19 protein-coding genes and 1 tRNA gene are annotated in these 20319 nt (G+C 74.0%); 6 read left to right on the top strand and 14 right to left on the bottom strand.

Translation table 11 applies throughout. From position 1 onward, the window contains the following. From Cch01nite_RS21465 to Cch01nite_RS21430, 8 genes are all read right to left on the bottom strand, one after another. Positions 1-1256 (bottom strand): hypothetical protein (locus tag Cch01nite_RS21465; RefSeq protein ID WP_203758552.1); only part of this gene is annotated, 1256 nt, incomplete at its 3' end. A gap of 57 nt (positions 1257-1313) precedes the next feature. Further along, entirely contained in the window at positions 1314-2507 is a 1194-nt protein-coding gene (locus Cch01nite_RS21460) for an acyltransferase family protein (RefSeq protein WP_203758551.1), read from the bottom strand. Between the two features lie 159 nt (positions 2508-2666). Continuing rightward, positions 2667-2742, bottom strand: a tRNA-Thr gene (locus Cch01nite_RS21455). Between the two features lie 97 nt (positions 2743-2839). Next, complete coding sequence (locus Cch01nite_RS21450; protein WP_203758550.1) at positions 2840-3322, bottom strand: hypothetical protein; 483 nt, start codon at positions 3320-3322, stop codon at positions 2840-2842. A 43-nt stretch (positions 3323-3365) separates the two neighbouring features. Continuing rightward, positions 3366-4898, bottom strand: a complete 1533-nt coding sequence (locus Cch01nite_RS21445) for an alpha/beta hydrolase (protein ID WP_239071204.1) — start codon at positions 4896-4898, stop codon at positions 3366-3368. A 144-nt stretch (positions 4899-5042) separates the two neighbouring features. Next, positions 5043-6182 (bottom strand): DNA polymerase III subunit delta', encoded by a 1140-nt coding sequence (locus Cch01nite_RS21440; protein ID WP_203758549.1) that lies wholly within the window; start codon positions 6180-6182, stop codon positions 5043-5045. Continuing rightward, entirely contained in the window at positions 6179-6835 is a 657-nt protein-coding gene (gene tmk, locus Cch01nite_RS21435; RefSeq protein WP_203758548.1) for a dTMP kinase, read from the bottom strand. Before tmk ends, Cch01nite_RS21440 begins: the two co-directional genes overlap by 4 nt. A 40-nt stretch (positions 6836-6875) precedes the next feature. Beyond that, a complete protein-coding gene (locus Cch01nite_RS21430; protein WP_203758547.1) occupies positions 6876-7880 on the bottom strand; it encodes a Gfo/Idh/MocA family protein in 1005 nt (334 codons plus the stop codon). A 48-nt stretch (positions 7881-7928) separates the two neighbouring features. Here Cch01nite_RS21430 and Cch01nite_RS21425 point away from each other — a divergent pair, with 48 nt between their 5' ends. Continuing rightward, on the top strand, positions 7929-9230 hold the full coding sequence (locus Cch01nite_RS21425; RefSeq protein WP_203758546.1) for an alpha-amylase family protein: 1302 nt from the start codon (positions 7929-7931) through the stop codon (positions 9228-9230). On the opposite strand, the gene topA is transcribed toward Cch01nite_RS21425, so the two are convergent. After that, positions 9231-11945, bottom strand: a complete 2715-nt coding sequence (gene topA / locus Cch01nite_RS21420) for a type I DNA topoisomerase (RefSeq protein ID WP_203758545.1) — start codon at positions 11943-11945, stop codon at positions 9231-9233. 77 nt (positions 11946-12022) lie between these two features. After that, the gene (locus Cch01nite_RS21415) at positions 12023-12985 is read right to left on the bottom strand and encodes a phosphatase PAP2 family protein (protein ID WP_239071203.1); all 963 of its coding nucleotides are present in this window, start codon (positions 12983-12985) and stop codon (positions 12023-12025) included. A gap of 192 nt (positions 12986-13177) precedes the next feature. Between Cch01nite_RS21415 and Cch01nite_RS21410 the strand changes: the two genes are divergently transcribed. The 5 genes from Cch01nite_RS21410 to Cch01nite_RS21390 all read left to right on the top strand — a co-directional run bounded on the left by Cch01nite_RS21410 (position 13178) and on the right by Cch01nite_RS21390 (position 17299). Then, on the top strand, positions 13178-13609 hold the full coding sequence (locus tag Cch01nite_RS21410; RefSeq protein WP_203758543.1) for a VOC family protein: 432 nt from the start codon (positions 13178-13180) through the stop codon (positions 13607-13609). A gap of 79 nt (positions 13610-13688) precedes the next feature. Then, entirely contained in the window at positions 13689-14051 is a 363-nt protein-coding gene (locus Cch01nite_RS21405; protein ID WP_203758542.1) for a YciI family protein, read from the top strand. A gap of 29 nt (positions 14052-14080) precedes the next feature. Continuing rightward, a complete protein-coding gene (locus tag Cch01nite_RS21400) occupies positions 14081-15301 on the top strand; it encodes an RNA polymerase sigma factor (RefSeq protein WP_203758541.1) in 1221 nt (406 codons plus the stop codon). A 25-nt stretch (positions 15302-15326) separates the two neighbouring features. Next, the gene (locus Cch01nite_RS21395) at positions 15327-16160 is read left to right on the top strand and encodes an alpha/beta fold hydrolase (RefSeq protein ID WP_203758540.1); all 834 of its coding nucleotides are present in this window, start codon (positions 15327-15329) and stop codon (positions 16158-16160) included. Positions 16161-16267: 107 nt separating this feature from the next. Continuing rightward, on the top strand, positions 16268-17299 hold the full coding sequence (locus Cch01nite_RS21390) for a hypothetical protein (protein ID WP_203758539.1): 1032 nt from the start codon (positions 16268-16270) through the stop codon (positions 17297-17299). An 8-nt stretch (positions 17300-17307) separates the two neighbouring features. Here Cch01nite_RS21390 and Cch01nite_RS21385 read toward each other — a convergent pair whose 3' ends face one another. From Cch01nite_RS21385 to Cch01nite_RS21370, 4 genes are all read right to left on the bottom strand, one after another. Further along, positions 17308-17667, bottom strand: a complete 360-nt coding sequence (locus Cch01nite_RS21385) for a PGPGW domain-containing protein (protein ID WP_203758538.1) — start codon at positions 17665-17667, stop codon at positions 17308-17310. 106 nt (positions 17668-17773) lie between these two features. Then, positions 17774-18097 (bottom strand): hypothetical protein, encoded by a 324-nt coding sequence (locus tag Cch01nite_RS21380; protein ID WP_203758537.1) that lies wholly within the window; start codon positions 18095-18097, stop codon positions 17774-17776. 111 nt (positions 18098-18208) lie between these two features. Further along, entirely contained in the window at positions 18209-19309 is a 1101-nt protein-coding gene (locus tag Cch01nite_RS21375; RefSeq protein WP_203758536.1) for an ABC transporter ATP-binding protein, read from the bottom strand. Then, positions 19306-20319: an ABC transporter permease gene (locus Cch01nite_RS21370; RefSeq protein WP_203758535.1), complete on the bottom strand. Its 1014-nt coding sequence runs from the start codon at positions 20317-20319 to the stop codon at positions 19306-19308. Before Cch01nite_RS21370 ends, Cch01nite_RS21375 begins: the two co-directional genes overlap by 4 nt.

Raw genomic sequence — 20319 nt, 5'->3', positions numbered from 1 at the left:
ATCGCGCCCGACGTCGACGGCCCGGCCGACGAGCTCGGGATCCGGACGCGCCACAGCTCCTGCCCGGTGGCGCTGTCGTACGCACGCAGCCCCGGACCCGCACCGGACGTGGCGGGCTCGTCGCCCATCTGCTCGGCGAGCGACATCGCCCCCGCGGACATCGTCAGGAACAGCCCGGGCACCGACCCGTCGTCCACGGTGGTCACCACGGCGTCTCCGCGGTAGACCCGGTCCGCGTCGGGGTCGCCGTCGGCGGCGACCACCGTGGTCGTGACGTCGCCCGTCGCGGACGTCGACGAGACGCGCAGCGTGGACCCCCACAGGTAGCCGTAGCTGACCCCGAGGTCGTGACCGCCGAGATCGTCACGGACGAGCCGCCCGTCGGCGTCCAGCAGCGTGATCGACCGGGCGCTGACGACGACGACCAGGTCCCCCGCGGTGTACAGGCTGCCGTACTCCACCCAGCCCGCGACGTCCTCGCCCTCGGCGAACGGCACCGCGTACCGCCATCGCTCCACGCCCGTCCGCCCGTCGTGCGCCACGACCGTGACGACGCCGGCCGGCGGGTCGGCGAACCCGGTGACGACCAGCCCAGGCAGGGACGCCACCACATGCGCCGGCTCCGTCGCCCACCGGGACACCACGCGGCCGTGATCGGTGTCGACGACGACGACCTCGGACGTCGTCACCGGGCTCATGGCGGCAACAGGGCCGTCGTCGGAGTAGGTGACGTACCCGTCGGAGACGAGGCACACCGCGGTCCCGGGTCCGTCGGCCGACGCGACGCAGCGGCTCAGCACCGTGAACGGTGCAGCCTCGTCCGTGGGACGCGGGCCGAGGCCGAGCACCGGGATCGACCACCGCGGCTGCCCGCCGGAGTCCACGCGGGTCGACACGATCGCCTGCGGACCGTCGGCCACCGTCCTGATCTCGGCCGCCAGGAGCCCCGGCTGCGCGTCGAGACGGAGGTCGTCGACCTCCTGCGACGTCAGGGCGGTCGCCTCGAGGGTGCCGCCCAGCGGCCGGACGACCCCGTCGACACCGGCCAGCTCCGCGAGTACCGCCCGCTCCCGGGCGTCGACGAACGCCTGGACACCGAGCAGGCCGGCCCCGACCACGAGCACCCCGGCCACGACCCTCCACCGCCACACCGCCCTGCGCCGATCGGCGTGCACAGCCGCGGCGTCGGCGTCGGCGCGGTGCCCGTCGAGCTCGTCACCGTCGAGCAGCTCGACGTCCTGCATGTCCCGCGACATGCGTCGGACCGTACCGGGGACCGCGTCGGGCCGGTGGCGGTTCGGGGCGACGTGCGTTCAGGGAGTCCGCAGCACCCGACGGGCCAGCCGGCGCACGGCGGGCGTGTGATGCTCGGTCCCCCGTGCGAACACCCACGCGACCACCGTCACGGCCGCCAGGATCACGGCCAGGGCCAGCAGGTGCGGCACGTCCGGGTGCCAGCGGGCCTCGACCTCGACGCCGAGCGCGGCCGTCGCCAGGACGAGGACCGGCAGGTGGATCGCGTAGAGCGAGTACGAGCAGCTCGCCAGACCCGCGACCCGGCCGAGCGGGGACGACTCGGCGCGACGCCACCCGGTGACGAGGGTGGCGATGAGGACGGCTGTGGGCACCGTCAGCGCGTAGTCACCGAGCCACGTGGGCGGGGACCCGAGCCGGACGGCGACCGCCGTGCCGACCGTCGCCAGGACGGCACCCCCACGGACCGCCACGAGCTCGACGGTCGTCCGCCGCGCGAGCCACTCCCTGATCGGTCCGGCGATCGCGGCCACGAGCGCACCCGCGAGCCACACGGGCACGTAGATCAGCACGGCGGGCTTGAGCACGACCGCCCCCACGACGGCCACAGCGAGGACGAACCACCACCGGGACCGCTGCCGCGACAGGACCAGCAGCACCACCGCGGCCCCCACGACGTACATCCAGAACTCGTAGCCCAGCGACCACAGCGCCCCGTTCGACCCGTACGTCGGCACGTGGATGTTCGCGACGAAGCCCGCGTTGCCCAGGAACGTCACACCGTCGATCGGGTGCGGGGCACGGATCAGGCCGGCGTACCGGGCGTCGCCGACGTACGGGGCTGCGTCGGCGTACAGCCGCCGACCGATCGTGTCGAGCGCCGCCGTGAGCACGAGCGCGGGGATGAGGACGACCCACAGCCGCGTGACCCGGTCGGTCAGGTAGCCCGCCGCGCTGAACCGGTGAGCTCGCGCACGACTCACCACGGCACCACCGACCCAGAAGCCCGACAGGACGAAGAACACCACGACCGCCTGATGCCCCAACGACGACATGGCGTAGACCGCACGGACCGGGAGGCTCTGATCGGTCTCCTCCCAGTCGACGAACAGCAGCGTCTTGGCGTGGGAGACGACGACAGCCAGGGCCGCGAGGACGCGCACCAGGTTGATGGCGCCGTTCTCCGCAGGCACACCCGGTCCGGTGCCGGAAGGGGTGTGCTCGACGACAGGGGCGCGCTCCGTTGCGACCATGGCTCGGACGGTAGGAGTCCTCCTGGACGCATGTCCGGGATCTCCTGGGAGATCACTCGTATGCCGCGGTCGGCACGCGCCAGAACCACGTGGCCCGCCTCGCCTGACATGACGAAGGCCCCGCTTCCCTGTCGATGCAGGTAGCGGGGCCTTTCGTGGTGGAGCCGCCTAAGAGAATCGAACTCTTGACCTTCTCATTACGAGTGAGACGCTCTGCCGACTGAGCTAAGGCGGCGTCGTCGCGATCCGCAAGGACCTCGGCGAGCGCGCCTACTGTACCCGGACCCACGCCCGCTCTCCAAAGCGGCCCGGATCGACCGCTCCGGACCAGGTCAGACGACGACCCGCGGCGACCGTGTCGCGACGAACGCGGCGCCCACCGCGACGGCGTCCTCGACGAGCGCGGCCTGCCAGTCCGGCATCCGCCCGACGGCCCAGGACCGCCACGCGGCGCCGCCGTACGAGCCGGCGAGGCCGCCCACGGCACCGGCGAGGGCGGGCACGACGAGCCCCGCTCCCTCCCGTCGGGCGAGGACCACCGCGCCGCCGGCGCCGGACGCGGCGCGCAGCAGCGGTCCGTGGTGCTCGAGGCGGCTCCCCGCGACGGGCAGCTTGTCGCCGACGATCTCCCCGAGGGCGGCCACCCCGGCGCCGAGGAGCACGGTCCGCCGGCGGGCCTGGCTCAGGGTGGGGGCGACGACGCCGAACGTCGACCGGGCGCCGGCGGCCCAGCCGAGCAGCGCGGCGCGCAGGACGAGCCCGGCGGGCGCCCGGCGTCGTCGCGTGTGGTCCAGGTCCGTGCGGTGCAGTCCCATCGGGCCACGCTGACCCGCGCGGCGGGGTCCGGCAACCGGAGGCTCAGCAGCGGGTGCCCTCCGGCGGCATCGTGCCCGTCAGGAGGTAGGTGTCGACGGCGCCGCCGATGCAGTCGTTCGACGCGCCGTAGGCGGTGTGCCCCTCGCCCTCGTAGGTGAGCAGCTCGCCCGACGACAGGGTCTCGGCGAGCATCTGCGCCCACGCGTACGGGGTGGCCGGGTCGTTCGTCGTGCCGATGACGAGGATCGGCGCGGCGCCCTCGGCGGCGTACGACGGCAGGGGGTCGACGGCGGGCGTCGGCCACTGGGCGCACGTGGTGCCGCCGAACGTGAGGAACGACCCGACGGTCGGCGCGGCGGCCTCGATGTCGGCGGCCTGGGCGCGCATGTCGTCGAAGTCGGCGCTCTCCCGGGCGTCGGCGCAGTGGATCGCGAAGAACGCCTCGTTGGCGTTGCTCGCGTACGTCCCGTCGGCCTGCCGGTCGAAGTACGCGTCGGAGAGCTGCAGCAGCTTCGAGCCGTCGCCCTGCAGCGCGGGCTTGAGGGCCGCCGTCAGGGTGGGCCACAGCGACTGCGAGTAGAGCGTGACGGCGACCCCGTAGAACGCGAGCGACTGGGTGAGGTCGCGGTCGGTGCCGGTGGGCAGCGGGTTGGCCTTGGCCTCGTCGAACAGCGCCCAGATCTGGCCGAGGCCGTGGTCGACGTCGCCGGTCAGGGGGCACCCCTTGCCGCCCTGGCAGTCCGTCACGTACGCCCGCAGGGCGCTCTCGATGCCGATGGCCTGACCCTTGGACACCTCGCCCGGGGTGAGCGTCGGGTCGAGGGCGCCGTCGAGCACGAGGCGGCCGACGTTCTCCGGGAAGACCGCCGCGTACACGGCGCCGAGCTGCGTGCCGTACGAGTAGCCGAGGTAGTGCAGCTGGTCGTCGCCGAGGACGGCCCGCATGACGTCCATGTCCCGGGCGGCGCTCTCCGTGTCGACGTGGCCGAGCAGCGCCCCCGTGCGGTTGGAGCACTCCTTGCCGAACTCGCCGTAGACGTCGATGACGTGCTGGATGCCGGCGTCCGTCGAGTAGTCCGGGTCGGACGCGAACAGCGCGTCGAGCTCCGGGCCGTCGGCGCACCGCACCGGCTCCGAGCGCTGCACGCCGCGCGGGTCGAACCCGACGATGTCGTACTTCGCGCGCACGTCCGCGCCGATCCGCTGGACGGCACCCGCCAGGAAGTCGACGCCCGACACCCCCGGACCACCGGGGTTGACCAGCAGCGACCCGATCCGGTCGCTCCCGGTCGCCTTCTGCCGGGCGAGGGCCAGGCCGATCGTCGACCCGGTCGGGTCGGCGTAGTCGACGGGCACCGTCAGCGTCGCGCACTCCCCCGTGTCGCAGGACGTCCACTCGAGCTGCTGGTCGTAGAACTTCGCGAGGTCCGGCGTCGGGGCGACCGACGAGCTGGCGCTGCCCGTGGGGACCTCCGCCTGGTGCTTCGCGGGCGCGCAGCCGGCGAGCACCAGCCCGGCGACCACGAGGGCGGCGACGGCGGCAGGGCGGAGGCGGCGCGGGCTGTCGAGGGGCACCCCGCCACGGTAGTCGGCGATCCTGGTGCGACGGGCCGTGGGCTCGTCCGCCCGGGTGACCTTCACAGGTCCCACCCGGCATCGGCGCGACCGCCCGGCGGCGTCGGCGCGGACGACGTCGGCCCGGATGATGTCGGTCCCGGGTCAGCCCTGGGGTCGCAGCGCGACGGCCATCGCCTCGACGGCCAGCAGCGGCGCGACGTTCCCGGCGAGCCGGGTCCGGGCCTGCCCGACGGCGTCCATGCGCCGCAGGGTCTGCTCGGGCGTCGACGACCCCGCCAGGGCCCGCACCGCACCCTCGTGCTCGAGGTTCACGAGCTCGACGCCCGCGCCGAGCTGCACCACGAGCACGTCCCGGTACAGCGACAGCAGGTCGACCATCGCCCGGTCGAGGACGTCGCGCTGCGCGCGGGTGGCCCGGCGCTTCTGCTCCTCCTCGAGCTGCCGCAGCTGGGACCGCAGCGCGGGCGGCAGCGTCGTGGCACCCTCGGCACCCATGGTGCGGAGCAGGGCGTTCTTCTCCTCGGCGTCGCGCTGCTCGGTCGCGGCCTTCGCGTCGGCCTGCGCGGTCTCGACGAGCTCGCCGGCGGCGAGCACCGCGTCGCCGACGCCACGGATCCCGGCGGCGATGCCGAGCACGGCCGACCGGCGCGCGCGTGCCTCCGGGTCGCGGGCGAGCCGCCGGGCGATCCCGACGTGGCTCTGCGCGGCCCGCGCGGCGATCTCGGCGACCGCCGGGTCGATCCCGTCGCGGGAGACGAGCAGCGCCGCGACGGCGTCGACCGGGGGCACCCGCAGCGCGACCGACCGCGACCGGGAGCGCAGTGTGACGAGCACGTCCTGCGGGCTCGGCGCGCAGAGCACCCACACCGTCCGGTACGCGGGCTCCTCGATGGCCTTGAGCAGCGCGTTGCCGCTCGTGTCGTTGAGCCGGTCGGCGTCCTCGACGATGATCACCCGCCACCGGCCCTGCGACGGGGACCGCTGGGCGAGCTCGACGAGCGGCCGGACGGTGTCGGCGCGGATCACGACACCCTCGGTCGCGACGACCGTGACGTCCGGGTGGGTGCCGCCGAGCGTCGTCGTGCAGTCGTGGCACACGCCGCAGCCCTGACGCGTGCACTGCAGTGCGGCGGCGAAGGCGCGGGCGGCGTTGGACCGGCCGGAGCCGGGCGGGCCGGTGAGCAGCCACGCGTGCGTCATCGCCGACGGGTCCTCGACCGCGGTGCGCAGCGCCTCGACGGCGGGCTCCTGGCCGACGACGTCGTCCCAGACGCTCGTCACGCGCCGCCCCCCGCGACCGGGAGGCTCGCGTCGAGCCCCGTCAGGGCCGCGACCCGTGCCCGGACGAGCGCCGCGAGCTCGTCGACGGGCCGCGTCGCGTCCAGCACCAGCCAGCGACCGGGGTCCGCGGCCGCCCGGTCGAGGAACGCCTGCCGGGTCCGGCGGTGGAACTCGTCGCCCGCGCTCTCCAGCCGGTCCGGGTCGCCCGTCAGGCGCGACATCCCCGCTGCCGGGTCGAGGTCCAGCAGCACCGTCAGCGCGGGCAGGAGCCCGTCGACGGCCCACAGCGACAGCCGCTCGACCTCGTCGGCCCCCAGGTCCCGCCCGCTGCCCTGGTACGCGACCGACGAGTCGAGGTACCGGTCCGTCACGACCACCGCGCCACGGGCCAGCGCCGGGCGGACCAGGGACGCCACATGGTGCGCGCGGTCCGTCGCGTACAGGAGCGCCTCCGTGCGGGCGTCGACGTGGTCGCCGTGCAGCACCGCGTCGCGCAGCAGGTGGCCGAGCTCCGTGCCGCCGGGCTCGCGCGTCAGCACCACCTCACGGCCGAGACCGGTGAGCCACTCGCCGAGCAGCCGCGCCTGGGTGGACTTCCCGGCGCCGTCGCCGCCCTCGAAGGACACGAACAGGCCAGGCAGGGCGGAGGTCACGTGCGTCAGGGTAGCCCGCGGTCCCGACAACGCCCGCGCGTCACTCGCCCGGGTAGACGACCCCGACCTGCCGGCGCACGTCGTCCATGGTCCGCAGCACGTCGAGCGTGTGCTCCCACGTCTGCCGGGGGCTCTCGACGTCCCCGGCGACGACCCGGCGCGCGACCTCGGCCGCCTCGTACTGCAGACCGTTGCGCGACGGCTGGTCGAACGTCCACACCCGCCCGTCGCGGCGCGTCACCCGGAACGACGTCGGCCGGTAGAACTCGCCCGCGACCTCGATGCTGCCCTCGGTGCCGGAGATCGACGCGGTCGTCGGCGTCTTCGACCACAGCGTGGTGCTCAGCGTCGCGTGCACCCGGTCGCCGTACTTCAGGCCGATCGACACCTGCCCGTCGACGCCCGTCTCCGTCAGGGACCCGAACGCGTGCACCTCGTCCGGCACCCCCAGGAAGTCGTGCGCCCACGCCACCGGGTACACGCCGAGGTCCAGCAGCGCACCGCCCGCGAGCTCCGGGTTGAACAGCCGGCCCGCCGCGTCGAACGGGAACCACTGCCCGTGGTCGGCGGACAGCTGCACGATGTCGCCGATCTCGCCGGCCTCGATGACCTGGTGCAGCGCGGCGACGTGCGGCAGGAACCGCGTCCACATCGCCTCCATGACGAACACGCCCGCCTCCCGCGCGGCCGCGAAGATCTCCTCGGCCTCCCCGACGTTGCGGGTGAACGCCTTCTCGACGAGCACGTGCTTGCCGGCCTTGATGGCGAGCAGGGCGTGCTCGCGGTGCTCGGAGTGCGGGGTCGCGATGTAGACGACGTCGACCTGCGGGTCCTCGACGAGCTGCCGGTAGCCGGTGTGCGTCGTCGGGATGCCGTGCGCCGTGGCGAACCGGGTCGCACGGTCGCGGTGCCGGGAACCGACCGCGACGAGCTGCGAGCGGGTGTGCTGGTTGACGGCCGAGGCGAACTCGGCGGCGATGTACCCGGCGCCGAGGATCCCCCAGCGGACGGGCGGAGCGGTGCGCGGGTCCTCGGTGCGAGCCATGGCGACGAACCTACCGGCCCGACGCCGGGCGGCAAGTAGCGTGGACGGATGAGCCGGTGGGTCGAGCACGTCGTCTGGTGGCACGTGTACCCGCTGGGCTTCGTGGGGGCGCCGCGGACGGCCGACGACGGCACCGCGGTGCAGCACCGGCTCGGGCAGCTCGTCGACTGGCTCGACTACGTCGTCGAGCTGGGCGCGAACGGCATCGCGCTCGGCCCCGTGTTCGCGTCGAGCACCCACGGCTACGACACCGTCGACCACCTGCGCATCGACCCGCGCCTCGGCGACCGGGCCGACTTCGACGCCCTCGTGGACGCCGCGCACGCCCGGGGGCTGCGGGTCCTGCTCGACGGCGTCTTCCACCACGTCGGCCGGGCGCACCCCCTGTTCGAGGCGGCGCTCGCGGGCGGGCCGGAGGCGGCGCTGTTCCGGCTGCGCACGACGGCCGACGGCACGGTCGACTGGGACGACTTCGAGGGCCACCACGACCTCGTCGCGCTCGACCACGCGAACCCGGCCGTCGCGGACCTCGTCGCCGACGTGATGACCCACTGGCTCGACGCCGGGGCCGACGGGTGGCGGCTCGACGCCGCCTACGCGGTGCCACCCGCGTTCTGGGCACCCGTCCTCGCACGCGTCCGGGCGGCGCACCCCGACGCGTACGTCGTCGGCGAGGTCATCCACGGCGACTACGCCGACGTCGTCACCCGCTCGGGGATGGACTCGGTGACCCAGTACGAGCTGTGGAAGGCCGTCTGGGGCGCGGTCACGACCCGCAACTGGTGGGAGCTCGCCTGGTCGCTCGACCGGCACAACGGGTTCCTCGACACGTTCGTGCCGTACACGTTCGTGGGCAACCACGACGTCACCCGCATCGCGTCGCAGCTCGACGACGACGGCCTGCTCGGCCACGCGCTCGTCGTCCTGCTCACGGTCGGCGGCACCCCCGCCGTGTACGCGGGCGACGAGCAGGCGTTCCGGGGCGTCAAGGAGGAGCGGGCCGGCGGCGACGACGCGATCCGGCCCGCGTTCCCGCCGACGCCGGACGGGCTCGCCCCCGACGGGTGGTGGGCGTACCGGCTGCACCAGGACCTCATCGGGCTGCGACGCCGGCACCCGTGGCTGCACCGCGCCCGGACGCGCACCGTCGAGCTCACCAACGAGCACCTGCTGTACGAGACGTCCGCCGGTGACGACCGGCTGCTCGTCGCGCTCAACCTCGCGGACGACGAGCCGTGGGCCGCCGACCTGCCCGACCCCGGCTGGGCCGTCCTCGAGGGCACCGCGACGCTCGACGCCACCCGCCTGACGGTCCCGGGCCGGGCCTGGGCCGTCCTCGGCAGGGCCTGACTACTTCTTCGCCGCGGCCTTCGCCCGGGTCGTCGTCGCCTTGCGCACCGGGGCCTTCTTCTTGGCGGGTCCGGCCGCGCGCTTCTCGGCGAGCAGCTCGACCGCCTGCTCGCGCGTGATCGTCTCGGGCGTGACGTCCCGCGGCAGGGTCCGGTTGGTGACGCCGTCCGTCACGTACGCGCCGAAGCGCCCCTCCTTGACGACGATCGGCTTCTCGGACGTCGGGTCGTCGCCGAGCTCGCGCAGCGGCGGCGCGGCCGTCGCACCGCGGCCCCGCTTCGGCTGCGCGTAGATCGCGAGCGCCTCGTCGAGGGTCGTCGTGAACAGGGCCTCCTCGGACGCGAGCGTGCGCGAGTCGGTGCCCTTCTTCAGGTACGGGCCGTAGCGGCCGTTCTGCGCGGTGATCTCGGCGCCCGACTCGGGGTCGACGCCGACGACGCGCGGCAGCGACAGCAGCCGCAGCGCGTCCTCCAGGTTCACCGTCGTGAGCGACATCGACTTGAACAGCGACGCCGTGCGCGGCTTCGGGGCGGCGGCGAGCGCGCGCTTCTTGGCGGCCGCCGACAGCGACTCGTCGATCTGCGGCTCGGGCAGCAGCTCGGTGACGTACGGGCCGAACCGGCCGTTCTTGGCGACGATCGTCGTGCCCGTCGTCGGGTCCTCGCCGAGCACCAGGTCGCCCTCGGGCTGGGTCTCCAGGAGCTCGCGCGCCTTCGCGACCGTCAGCTCGTCGGGGGCCAGCTCGTCCGGCACGGACGCACGGCGCGGGTTGCCGTCCTCGCCCAGCACCGACGGGTCCTCGAGGTACGGACCGTACCGGCCGACGCGCAGCGTGATGCCGTCGCCGATCTCGATCGAGTTGACCTCGCGCGCGTCGATCTCGCCGAGGTTCGCGACGAGGTCCCGCAGGCCGTCGGTCGCGGCGTCCGCGCCGAAGTAGAAGTGCGTGAGCCAGTCGACGCGGTCCTTCTCGCCGGAGGCGATGAGGTCGAGGTCCTCCTCCATCGACGCGGTGAAGTCGTAGTCGACGAGCCGGTCGAAGTTCTCCTCGAGCAGCCGCGTCACCGCGAACGCGAGCCACGTCGGCACGAGGGCCTGGCCGCGCTGCGAGACGTACCCGCGGTCGAGGATCACCGAGATGGTCGCGGCGTACGTGGACGGGCGGCCGATGCCGCGCTCCTCGAGGGCCTTGACCAGGCTCGCCTCCGTGTAGCGCGGCGGCGGCGACGTGCGGTGCCCGTCGGCGCTCAGGTCGCTGGCCGTGAGGTCGTCGCCCTCGGCCATCTTCGGGAGCCGGGCCTCGCCCTTCTCGTCGGCGGCCGCACCCTCGGCGGCCTCGTAGCGCTCGACGTCGCGCCCCTCCTCGTACGCGGCGAGGAACCCGCGGAACGTGATGACCGTGCCGGACGCGGAGAACACGGCGTCGGCCCCGGTCGACGAGACGGCGCCGAGCCGGACGGACGCGGTCTGCCCGCGGGCGTCCTCCATCTGCGACGCGACGGTGCGCTTCCAGATGAGCTCGTACAGCTTGAACTGGTCGCCCGACAGCTCCTTGGCCACCTGGGCAGGGGTGCGGAAGTGGTCGCCGGCGGGACGGATGGCCTCGTGCGCCTCCTGGGCGCCCTTGGACTTCGACGTGTAGACGCGGGCCTTGGCCGGCACGTACTCGGCGCCGTACAGCTCACCGGCCTGGCGGCGGGCCGCGTCGATCGCCTGCGACGACAGCGCGGGCGAGTCCGTCCGCATGTAGGTGATGTAGCCGTTCTCGTACAGGCCCTGCGCGGTGCGCATGGTCTGCCGGGCCGACATCCGCAGCTTGCGGGACGCCTCCTGCTGGAGCGTCGAGGTGGTGAAAGGCGCCGCCGGGCGGCGCGTGTACGGCTTCGTCTCGAGGCTGCGGACCGACCACGCGGCCCCGTCGAGCCCCGCGACGAGCGCGGTCGCGCCGGCCTCGTCGAGGTGCGCCACGTCGGCGCCGCGCAGCACGCCGCGGTCGTCGAAGTCGCGGCCGGTCGCCACGCGGCGGCCGTCGAGCTGCGTCAGGCGGGCGGGGAAGGCGGGCTCGCCCGCGTCGGCGACCGCGAAGGTGCCGGTGACGTCCCAGTAGTCGGCGGCGACGAACGCCATCCGCTCGCGCTCGCGCTCCACGACCATCCGCGTCGCGACGGACTGCACGCGCCCGGCCGACAGGCCCTGGCGGACCTTGCGCCACAGCACCGGGCTGACCTCGTACCCGTACAGCCGGTCGAGGATGCGCCGCGTCTCCTGGGCGTCCACGAGGCGGTCGTCGAGCTCGCGGGTGCTCGTCAGAGCGCGCTGGATCGCCTCGCGGGTGATCTCGTGGAACACCATGCGCTTGACGGGGACCTTGGGCTTGAGCTCCTGGAGCAGGTGCCACGCGATGGCCTCGCCCTCGCGGTCCTCATCGGTGGCGAGGTAGAGCTCGTCGGAGTCCTTCAGGAGCTTCTTGAGCTCGCTGACCTTCTTCTTCTTGTCCGAGTCGACGACGTAGTACGGCGCGAAGCCGTTGTCGACGTCGACCGCGAACTTGCCGAACGGGCCCTTCTTCATCTCGGCGGGCAGCTCCGAGGGCTGCGGCAGGTCGCGGATGTGGCCCACGCTCGCCTCGACGTCGTACCCCTCACCGAGGTACCCGGCGATCGTGCGCGCCTTCGCGGGCGACTCCACGATCACGAGCTTGCGACCTGCCGACATCCGTCTGGCCTTCCCCTACCGACAATTACCGAGACGCGGATCGTGACGACCCGTTCGAAAACACACCGCTGCGGACTCTACGTCCTGTCGTCAAGCCACCGGGACGCGGCCGCCTGCCGGAGCACCAGCATGACCGCGAACGCGAGGCACGCCGCCATGAGCGACCCCGCCGCCCCGCCAAGGTACGCCGTGACCTGATCGGCCCGGGTCGTGAGGTCCTCGCGGTCGTGCCACGAGTGCGACAGCGCGACCGCCGCGGACGCCCCGGCGCCCACGCCGACCACGACGAGCACCGCGATCACACCGCGCATCGCCGCGGGCGTCGGAGGTGCCTCGCCCGCGTCCACCCGCCTGACCGCACCGGTCGCCGTCCCCGTCCCGCGCGCCGGCCGCAGCGCGATCATCGCGCACGTCAGCGCCGTCCAGCCGAGCACGACGAGGATCGCCGCGACCACGTCCGACGGGCGGTGCCACTGGCCGATGAGCGTCGAGACCCCCGTGAGCGTCGTGTACCCGGCGCCGATGAGCGCGGCCCACGGGCGCACCCGCGGCGGCACCACGAGCAGCAGCGCGGCGGACACCGACGCGGCGGCGGTCGTGTGCCCGCTCGGCAGCGTGTTGCCGTACTGGCCGTGACCGCCGAGCTCCGGCCGGTCGAACACCTCGAGCTTGAGGAACCGGGTCGTCAGGTTCGCGCCCACCATCAGCACGGCCACCTGCACGGCGAGCTCCCACCGGCGACGCAGGACCGCGATGAGCATGGCCGCGATCAGCACCGCGGCGATGAACCCGACCGAGACCACGTCGAGGACCCGCTCGGCGACCTTCCAGAGCTGCGTCTGGCCGTACTCCGCACCGTCGAGCGCGGCCGTCTCGACGAGCTGCCCCGCGCGCGTGTTCACGAACACGCTCCACAGCCACCACACGCCCACGGCCGACGCGGCGGCGACCCCGAGGCACGCACCGACGACCACGCCGCGCGGCCGGGCTGCTCGGCTCGGTGCGGGCGAGGGCGCTCGGACCACCGGGGCGCTGCTCACCGGAACACGGTAGGTCACCCGGGCGGGCGAACCGTCCTCGCGTCCGCTGCCGCGTGCACCGGTACCCGGCGGGCTCCGGGGCGCCGTCGTCGTCGGGGCACCGCGGCTCGACGAGCGCGCCGGTGTCGGACGCCCCTGCCATAGTGGCGAGGGCCCGGGCGCACCGGGTCCCGCAGCGACGAGGGAGCCCCCGTGGACTGGACACTCGAGGTCGTGGTCGTGCCCGTGAGCGATCTCGACGCGTCGATCGCGTTCTACCGGGACAAGGTCGGGTTCGACCTCGACCACGAGACGACGAACGAGCACATGCACGTCGCCCAGCTCACGCCGCGCGGGTCGGGCTGCTCGATCGTCATCGGTTCGCTGCCGTCGCAGAACGAGATGGCACCGGGCAGCCTGCGGGGCCTGCAGCTCGTCGTCGCCGACGCCGAGGCGGCCCGCGCGGAGCTCCTCGGCCGCGGGGTGGAGGCGTCGGAGATCACGGTGTTCGACGAGCGGGACGGCGGCACCTTCTTCGGGTTCGCCGACCCGGACGGGAACACCTGGGCCGTGCAGCAGATCCGCGCGCGCGGCGACAAGCCCCTCATCCCCGTCGAGGCGCGGGGGCGGTTCGGCGCGGAGTAGATGTCGAGAACCGTCCCTCGGCTCCGACCCCTGCCGACGGAGCGCCCACCCGGGGCGCCCAGGAACGAGGATCGACGCCATGAAGTACATGCTGCTCATCTACAACCGTCCGGGGTTCGTCGAGGAGCTGTCGGACGCCGACCGCACCGCGCTGTTCGGGGAGGTCGACGCGATCCTCGCCGACCTCAAGGAGGCCGGTGAGCTGGTCGGCGGGCAGGCGCTCGCCGACCCGTCGACCGCCCGCACGTCCCGCGGGGCGGGCGGCCGGGCCGTGCTGACCGACGGGCCGTTCCAGGAGAGCAAGGAGCAGTTCGCCGGGTACGTCGCCCTCGACTGCACCCCGGAACGGGCCGAGGAGATCGCGCTCCGGTGGCCGGACACCCGGTTCGGGGGTGCGATCGAGGTGCGGGCCGTGATGCAGGACTCCGGCGCGGAGATGTGACGGACCGGCCCGGGACGGAGACGCCGACCATGATCGACCCGGGCGTCGAGGACGTGCTGCGGACGACGGGCCCCCAGGTGCTGGGGGCCCTCGTCCGGCGGCACGGCCAGTTCGACGCGTGCGAGGACGCCGTCCAGGAGGCCCTGCTCGCCGCCGCGACGCAGTGGCCGGTGGACGGGGTTCCCGAGAGCCCACGGGCGTGGCTGCTGACGGTCGCGGGTCGCCGGCTCACGGACGCGTGGCGGTCCGAGAGCGCACGCCGGACTCGGGAGGTCGCCGTCGTCGCGCTCGACCCGCGCGAGCCGGGGCCGGTGAGCGGCGAGGACGACACGCTCACGCTGCTGTTCCTGTGCTGCCACCCGTCACTCACGGCGTCGTCGCAGGTCGCGCTCACCCTGCGTGCGGTCGGCGGGCTCACGACCGCCGAGATCGCCGCCGCCTACCTGGTGCCGGAGGCGACGATGGCCCAGCGGATCAGCCGCGCGAAGCAGAAGGTCCGGGCTGCGGGCGGCCGGTTCGTCGAGCCACCCCCCGACGAGCGGGCGGACCGCCTCGACGCCGTGCTGCAGGTGCTCTACCTCGTGTTCACCGAGGGGTACACGTCGTCGGCCGGGGCGTCGCTGCTGCGCACCGACCTCACGGCCGAGGCGATCCGGCTCGCCCGCATGCTGCACGGGCTCCTGCCCGACGACGGCGAGGTGGCCGGGCTGCTCGCCCTGATGCTCCTCACCGACGCGCACCGCCCGGCCCGCACGGACGCGGCCGGCGGGCTCGTCCCGCTCGCCGAGCAGGACCGGTCGTTGTGGGACCGGGACCAGCTCGACGAGGGCGTCGCGCTCGTCGAGGACGCGCTCGCACGGTTCCCGGCGGGCCCGTACCTCCTGCAGGCCGCCATCGCCGCGGTGCACGCGGAGGCGCCGACCGCGCAGGACACCGACTGGCCGCAGGTCGTCGCCCTGTACGGCGTGCTGGACCACGTCGCACCCGGCCCGATGGTGACCCTCAACCGGGCCGTCGCCGTGGCGATGGTCGACGGGCCGCGCGCCGGGCTGGACGTGCTGGCCCCGCTGGACGACGACGACCGCACCGCCGGTCACCACCGCCTCGCAGCCGTCCGGGCGCACCTGCTGGAGCTGGCCGGCGACGTGCCCGCCGCCCGCGCCGCCTACCGGGAGGCCGCCCGGCTCACCACGAGCCTGCCCGAGCAGCGCTACCTCGACGCCCGGGCCGCCCGGCTCCCACCCGCCTGACCCGTCGTCCGTCCCGGAGGTCATCGTGCCCGTCCCGACCGTCTCCACCCTCGCCGTGCCCGGCGCGAGCCTGTACTACGAGGTCCGCGGCAGCGGGCACGTGCTGCTCCTCGTCTGCGGCGGGATCTACGACGCCGCCGCGCTCGCGCCGCTCGCCGACGCGCTGGCCGACCGGTGGACCGTCGTCACGTACGACCGCCGCGGCAACTCCCGCAGCCCGCTGACCGACGGCCCCGCGACGCAACCGGTCGACGCCCACGTCGACGACGCGCACCTCCTGCTCGCGGCGGTCGCCGACGAACGGCCGGCCGCCGTGTTCGGGAACAGCAGCGGCGCGCAGATCGCCCTCGGGCTCACCGCGCAGCACCCCGACCAGGTCCGGATCGTCGTGGCCCACGAACCACCCGTGTTCGGGTTGCTCGACGACGCCCCGCACTGGCAGGCGGTCCTCGACGAGGTGGCCGCCGTGTGCGCCGCCGACGGGACCGACGCGGCGATGGCCGTGTTCGGCGAGGCGATGGGCCGCGACGCGGACGACGGGGGGCCGGCCCCGGACGTGGAGCTGCCCCCGCAGGTCGCGGCGATGCTCGCGCGGTTCGCGGTCAACACGGCGTACTTCGTCGAGCACGAGGTGCCCGTGTTCGGGCGCTGGGTCCCCGACCTCGCGGCGCTGCGGAACGACGGGGTCCGCGTGGTGCCCGCCGTCGGCGCGGACTCCGCCGGTGAGCCGGCGCACCGCGCGGGCCAGGCGGTCGCGGACCTGCTCGGCGTCGACGCGCTCGTGCTGCCCGGCGGGCACGGCGGGTTCGGCACGCACACCGCCCGGTTCGCCGAGGGGCTGCGCCAGGTCCTGTCCTGACGCGTGCGCCGAGCAACCACGCCGCGACGTCCTTACGCTGGCGTGCAGAGGCCGCGTCCCGACGAGCCCGCCCAGGGGCGTCGACGCAGGCCGCGAGGAGGCGCCCGATGGGCAGCGCCCGGCTCCTGACCCGTCACCCTCCCGTGCGCGAGCGGACGGCCCGCACCCGTCCCGGCCCGAGCGCGAGCACGAGCACAAGCCCCGTGGCGACCGGCCGCACCCCGCTCGTGGCGACCGCCGGGACGCTCGTCGCGCTGCAGCGACAGGCCGGCAACGCGGCCGTCGTCTCGTTCGTCGCGACGCTCCCCGCCCGGCGGACCGGCGCGGCCGGCCCGCGCGTCGTGCAGCTGGAGACGTCGTTCATCGCGCACAGCGGCACGGCCCAGCAGCTCAAGGTGACCGTCTCCGAGCAGAAGCTCGCGACCCACACGATGAGCATGCAGGAGAGCCAGGACCCCACCTTCCACTGGGCCGTCATCCAGGGTGGTCTGGGGCACCGCCCGGTCTCGTGGGGCACCAAGACGCTTTTCCCGCCGTCGTGGCCGCAGCAGACCGTCGTCGCCGCGATCAAGGCCGTCTACGAGTCACCGGGGCCGTGGGTGCCGCACGGCACGAACGACGAGGACAAGTCCGCGACGGTCAACGGTGTGGCCGTGACCATCCGGCGCAAGGTCGGGCAGGCGGGTCACGTGACGTCCGCCTGGCCGACAGGCCCGAACCTCGTGAACCCGCACGCCGAGTGGCAGTACGGCCTGACCCACCTGAACACGATCAACGCGTGGGTCGGGTACTACGCGACGGAGTACCAGCGGCTCGCGACGTACGAGCCCGCCGCCTGGGCGAAGTTCACGGCGCTGGCCACCAGCACGATCGGCGCCCTCCAGGCGCACCGCGGCCGTGCGGTCGAGGCGGCGTTCGCGGGCACGTACACGTCGGCGCTGCAGCTGCTCGCGTGGGTGCAGCAGCAGCAGGAGGCGGCCTCGTCCGGCGCCGCGATCGAGCGCATCCGGCAGGACGTGGAGAAGCCGAGCGCCCCGCTGGCTCAGCTCAAGGCGGAGCTGGGGAAGCTGATGAACTCCTCGACGTACGACGCCATCGAGCCGATCCTCAAGCGCATCGCGGAGCTCGAGCAGAAGTAGCGGGCGGCTCAGTCCGTCGGGGCGGCGGCCGGGTCCTCGGCCGGTCGTGAGCGCCGGCTGCGCAGCCACGCCCACCCGCGCAGCACGATCGCGCGCAGCCGGTCGGTGAGCCGGCGGGCGGCGGCGAACTCGGTGCTGAGGATGCCGAGGCCGAGGAAGATCACGAGCCACCCCGGGCCGGGCAGCACGAGCAGCGCGATCCCGACGAGCACGGTCGCGGAACCGACGACGGCGACGACCACCTTGAACGCGGCCCGCCCGCCGGGCACCGTGTCGAGCTTGGTGTGCCACACGTCGAGCGCGCGGCGGAGCTTGTTGTCCGACGAGTCGCCGGCGGCGATCTCGTCCGCGACGGAGTCCTGGCTCACGGTCCGGCTCCTCTCGACGTCGTGCGCGGTCTGCCGTACGACGAACGGCACGGCCCGGTGGTTCCCGGCCGCGGTCGTCGTCCGGTGCCGTGAAGCGTACGCGCGCTCAGACGCCGACCGGCACCGGTTCACCCCGTGCGACGACGACGGCGTGACGGCACCCGCCGAGGCGGGCCCGCGCGTCGTCGTCCGCGTTGATGCACAGCAGGCAGCCGCCGCGCAGCTCGAGGGCGGACGCGGCGTCGTCGATGACCTCGACGGCGTGCCCGCTGCGCAGGATCGTCGCCGCGAGGTCGAGCACCACGAGCGACGCGCACGCCGAGACGGCGTCGAGCAGCGCACGGAGCTGCCCGACGTCGTCCCGGCCGAACGACCCCGCGGGCCGGATGTTGGCCGTCAACCAGGTGGGTGCTGCGGACACGGTGCTCATGGTGCGGCCTCCTCGTCGGGCGGTTCCCGTCGAGGACCACCTCACCGAGGGCACCTGGGACCCACCTGGACGCCGCCCCCCACCCTGCCTGTGAGCCGGTCCGGCCGGGGGCTAGAGGGACAGGCGGTCCGGGACCGGTTGCGGGGTGAAGCCGGCGGCCGTGACCGCGGCCGGGTCGTGGCGCAGGCACGCGACCGAGCGGCCCGGGGTGTCGCCGGGGACCGCGGGGGCCGTCAGGCGCGGTGACACGGTCGCGCACGCGTCGAACGCGAAGGCGCACCGGTCCCGGAACGGGCACCCGACGGGCAGCCGGGCGAGGTCGGGCGGCGACCCGGGGATGCCCGTGAGCTCGCGCCGCGGCCCGCGCAGGGGAGGGAACGAGTGCAGCAGCCCGTCGGAGTACGGGTGCCGCGGACGGCGGTACACGTCGTGCGCGTGCGCCTCCTCGACGATCTCGCCGGCGTACATGATCGCGATGCGGTCCGCGATCTCGATGAGCAGCGACACGTCGTGGGTGATGAAGATGACGGAGAACCCGAGCCGGTCGCGCAGCTCGGCGATCTGCTCGACGATCTGCCGCTGCATGACGACGTCGAGGGCCGTCGTCGGCTCGTCCATGATGAGGACCTGCGGCTCGAGGGCCAGGGCCATCGCGATCATCACGCGCTGCCGCATGCCGCCGGAGAGCTGGTGCGGGTACGACCGGACCCGGTCGGCGGAGATCCCGACGAGCTCGAGCAGGTGGGCGGCCCGGTCGTCGGCGTCGCGCCGGGAGATGCCGGGCACGTGGGCCTGGAGCGCGTCGACGATCTGCCGGCCGATCCGGTGCACGGGGTTGAGCGAGTTCATCGCGCCCTGGAACACGATCGCCATGTCCTGCCAGCGCGACGCCCGCAGGTCCTTGTCGGACAGCGTGAGGATGTCCTGCTCGACACCGTCACGACCGCGGAAGACCACCTCCCCGCCGGTGATGAGCCCGGGCGGGGGCAGCAGCCGGGTCGCCGCGTACGCGAGCGTCGACTTGCCGCACCCCGACTCGCCGGCGAGGCCGAGCACCTCGCCGCGGTTGAGGGTGAGCGACACGTCGCGCAGCACCTTCGTCGGGTTCTCGTCGTACCCGTACTCGACGGACAGGTTCCGGATCTCCAGCACCGGGTCGGCGACGGTCGGGATCACCCCGCGACCCGTCCCGGGGAAGGTCGAGACGCTCATGCCTGGTCCTCCTGTGCCGCGCGCGGCGACGTCTCGCGCACCACGGGCGTGAACCCGATGCGCGGGCGGATCCCCCGCCGACGCAGGTCACGGGCGCGAAGGCCGGTGCTGCGCAGGCGCGGGTTGACGAACTCGTCGATGCCGAAGTTGATGAGGGTGAGCGCCATGCCGAGCAGGGCGATGCACAGCCCGGCGGGCACGAACCACCACCACGCGCCGCGCTGCAGCGCGAGGTTGTTCTGCGCCCAGAACAGGATGGTGCCCCAGTTCCAGTCGCTCACCGACGTGACGCCGAGGAACGCGAGCGTGATCTGCGAGAGCACCGCGAACGTCACGGTGCCGACGAACCCGGCGGCGATGATCGCGGTGAGGTTCGGCATGATCTCGGCGCCGATGATGCGCCACGACCGCTCCCCGTTGGCGCGCGCCGCCTCGACGAAGTCGCGCTTGCGCAGGGACAGCGTCTGCGCACGCAGCACGCGCGCCCCCCACGCCCAGCCGGTGATCGCGATGATGACGGCGACGGTGATGCCGCCCGCGGACGGGAGCTGCCCGGCGATGATGATGATGAGCGGCAGCTGCGGGATCACCAGGAAGATGTTCGACAGCGCCGACAGCGTCTCGTCGCCCGCACCGCCGACGAACCCGGCGGTGACGCCCACGATCATCCCGATGACCGTCGCGATGATCCCCGCGGTGAGTCCGACGACGAGCACGCCGCGGGTGCCGACGAGGATCTGGCTGAAGATGTCCTGCCCGGTGTGGGTGGTGCCCATCCAGTGCGACCACGACGGCGGCTGCAGCAGGTCGGCGCTGATCGCGTTCGGGTCGTAGGGCGCGATCCAGGGCCCGATGATCGCGATGACGCCGAAGAACGCCATGATGCCGAGGCCGGTGAGGGCCTTCGCGTTGCGCAGGAACAGGAGCTTGCGCTTGCCCGGCGCGGCGGCCGCGAGCGCGGGCGCGACGTCCTGCGGGACGTCCTCGAGGATCGTCGAGTCGATGGCCAT

Origin of the sequence: Cellulomonas chitinilytica, assembly GCF_016862675.1 — a bacterium.
Taxonomy (GTDB): Bacteria; Actinomycetota; Actinomycetes; order Actinomycetales; family Cellulomonadaceae; genus Cellulomonas; species Cellulomonas chitinilytica.
Note: the sequence above shows the minus strand (reverse complement) of the source record. Positions and strands in the feature narration are given on the sequence as shown.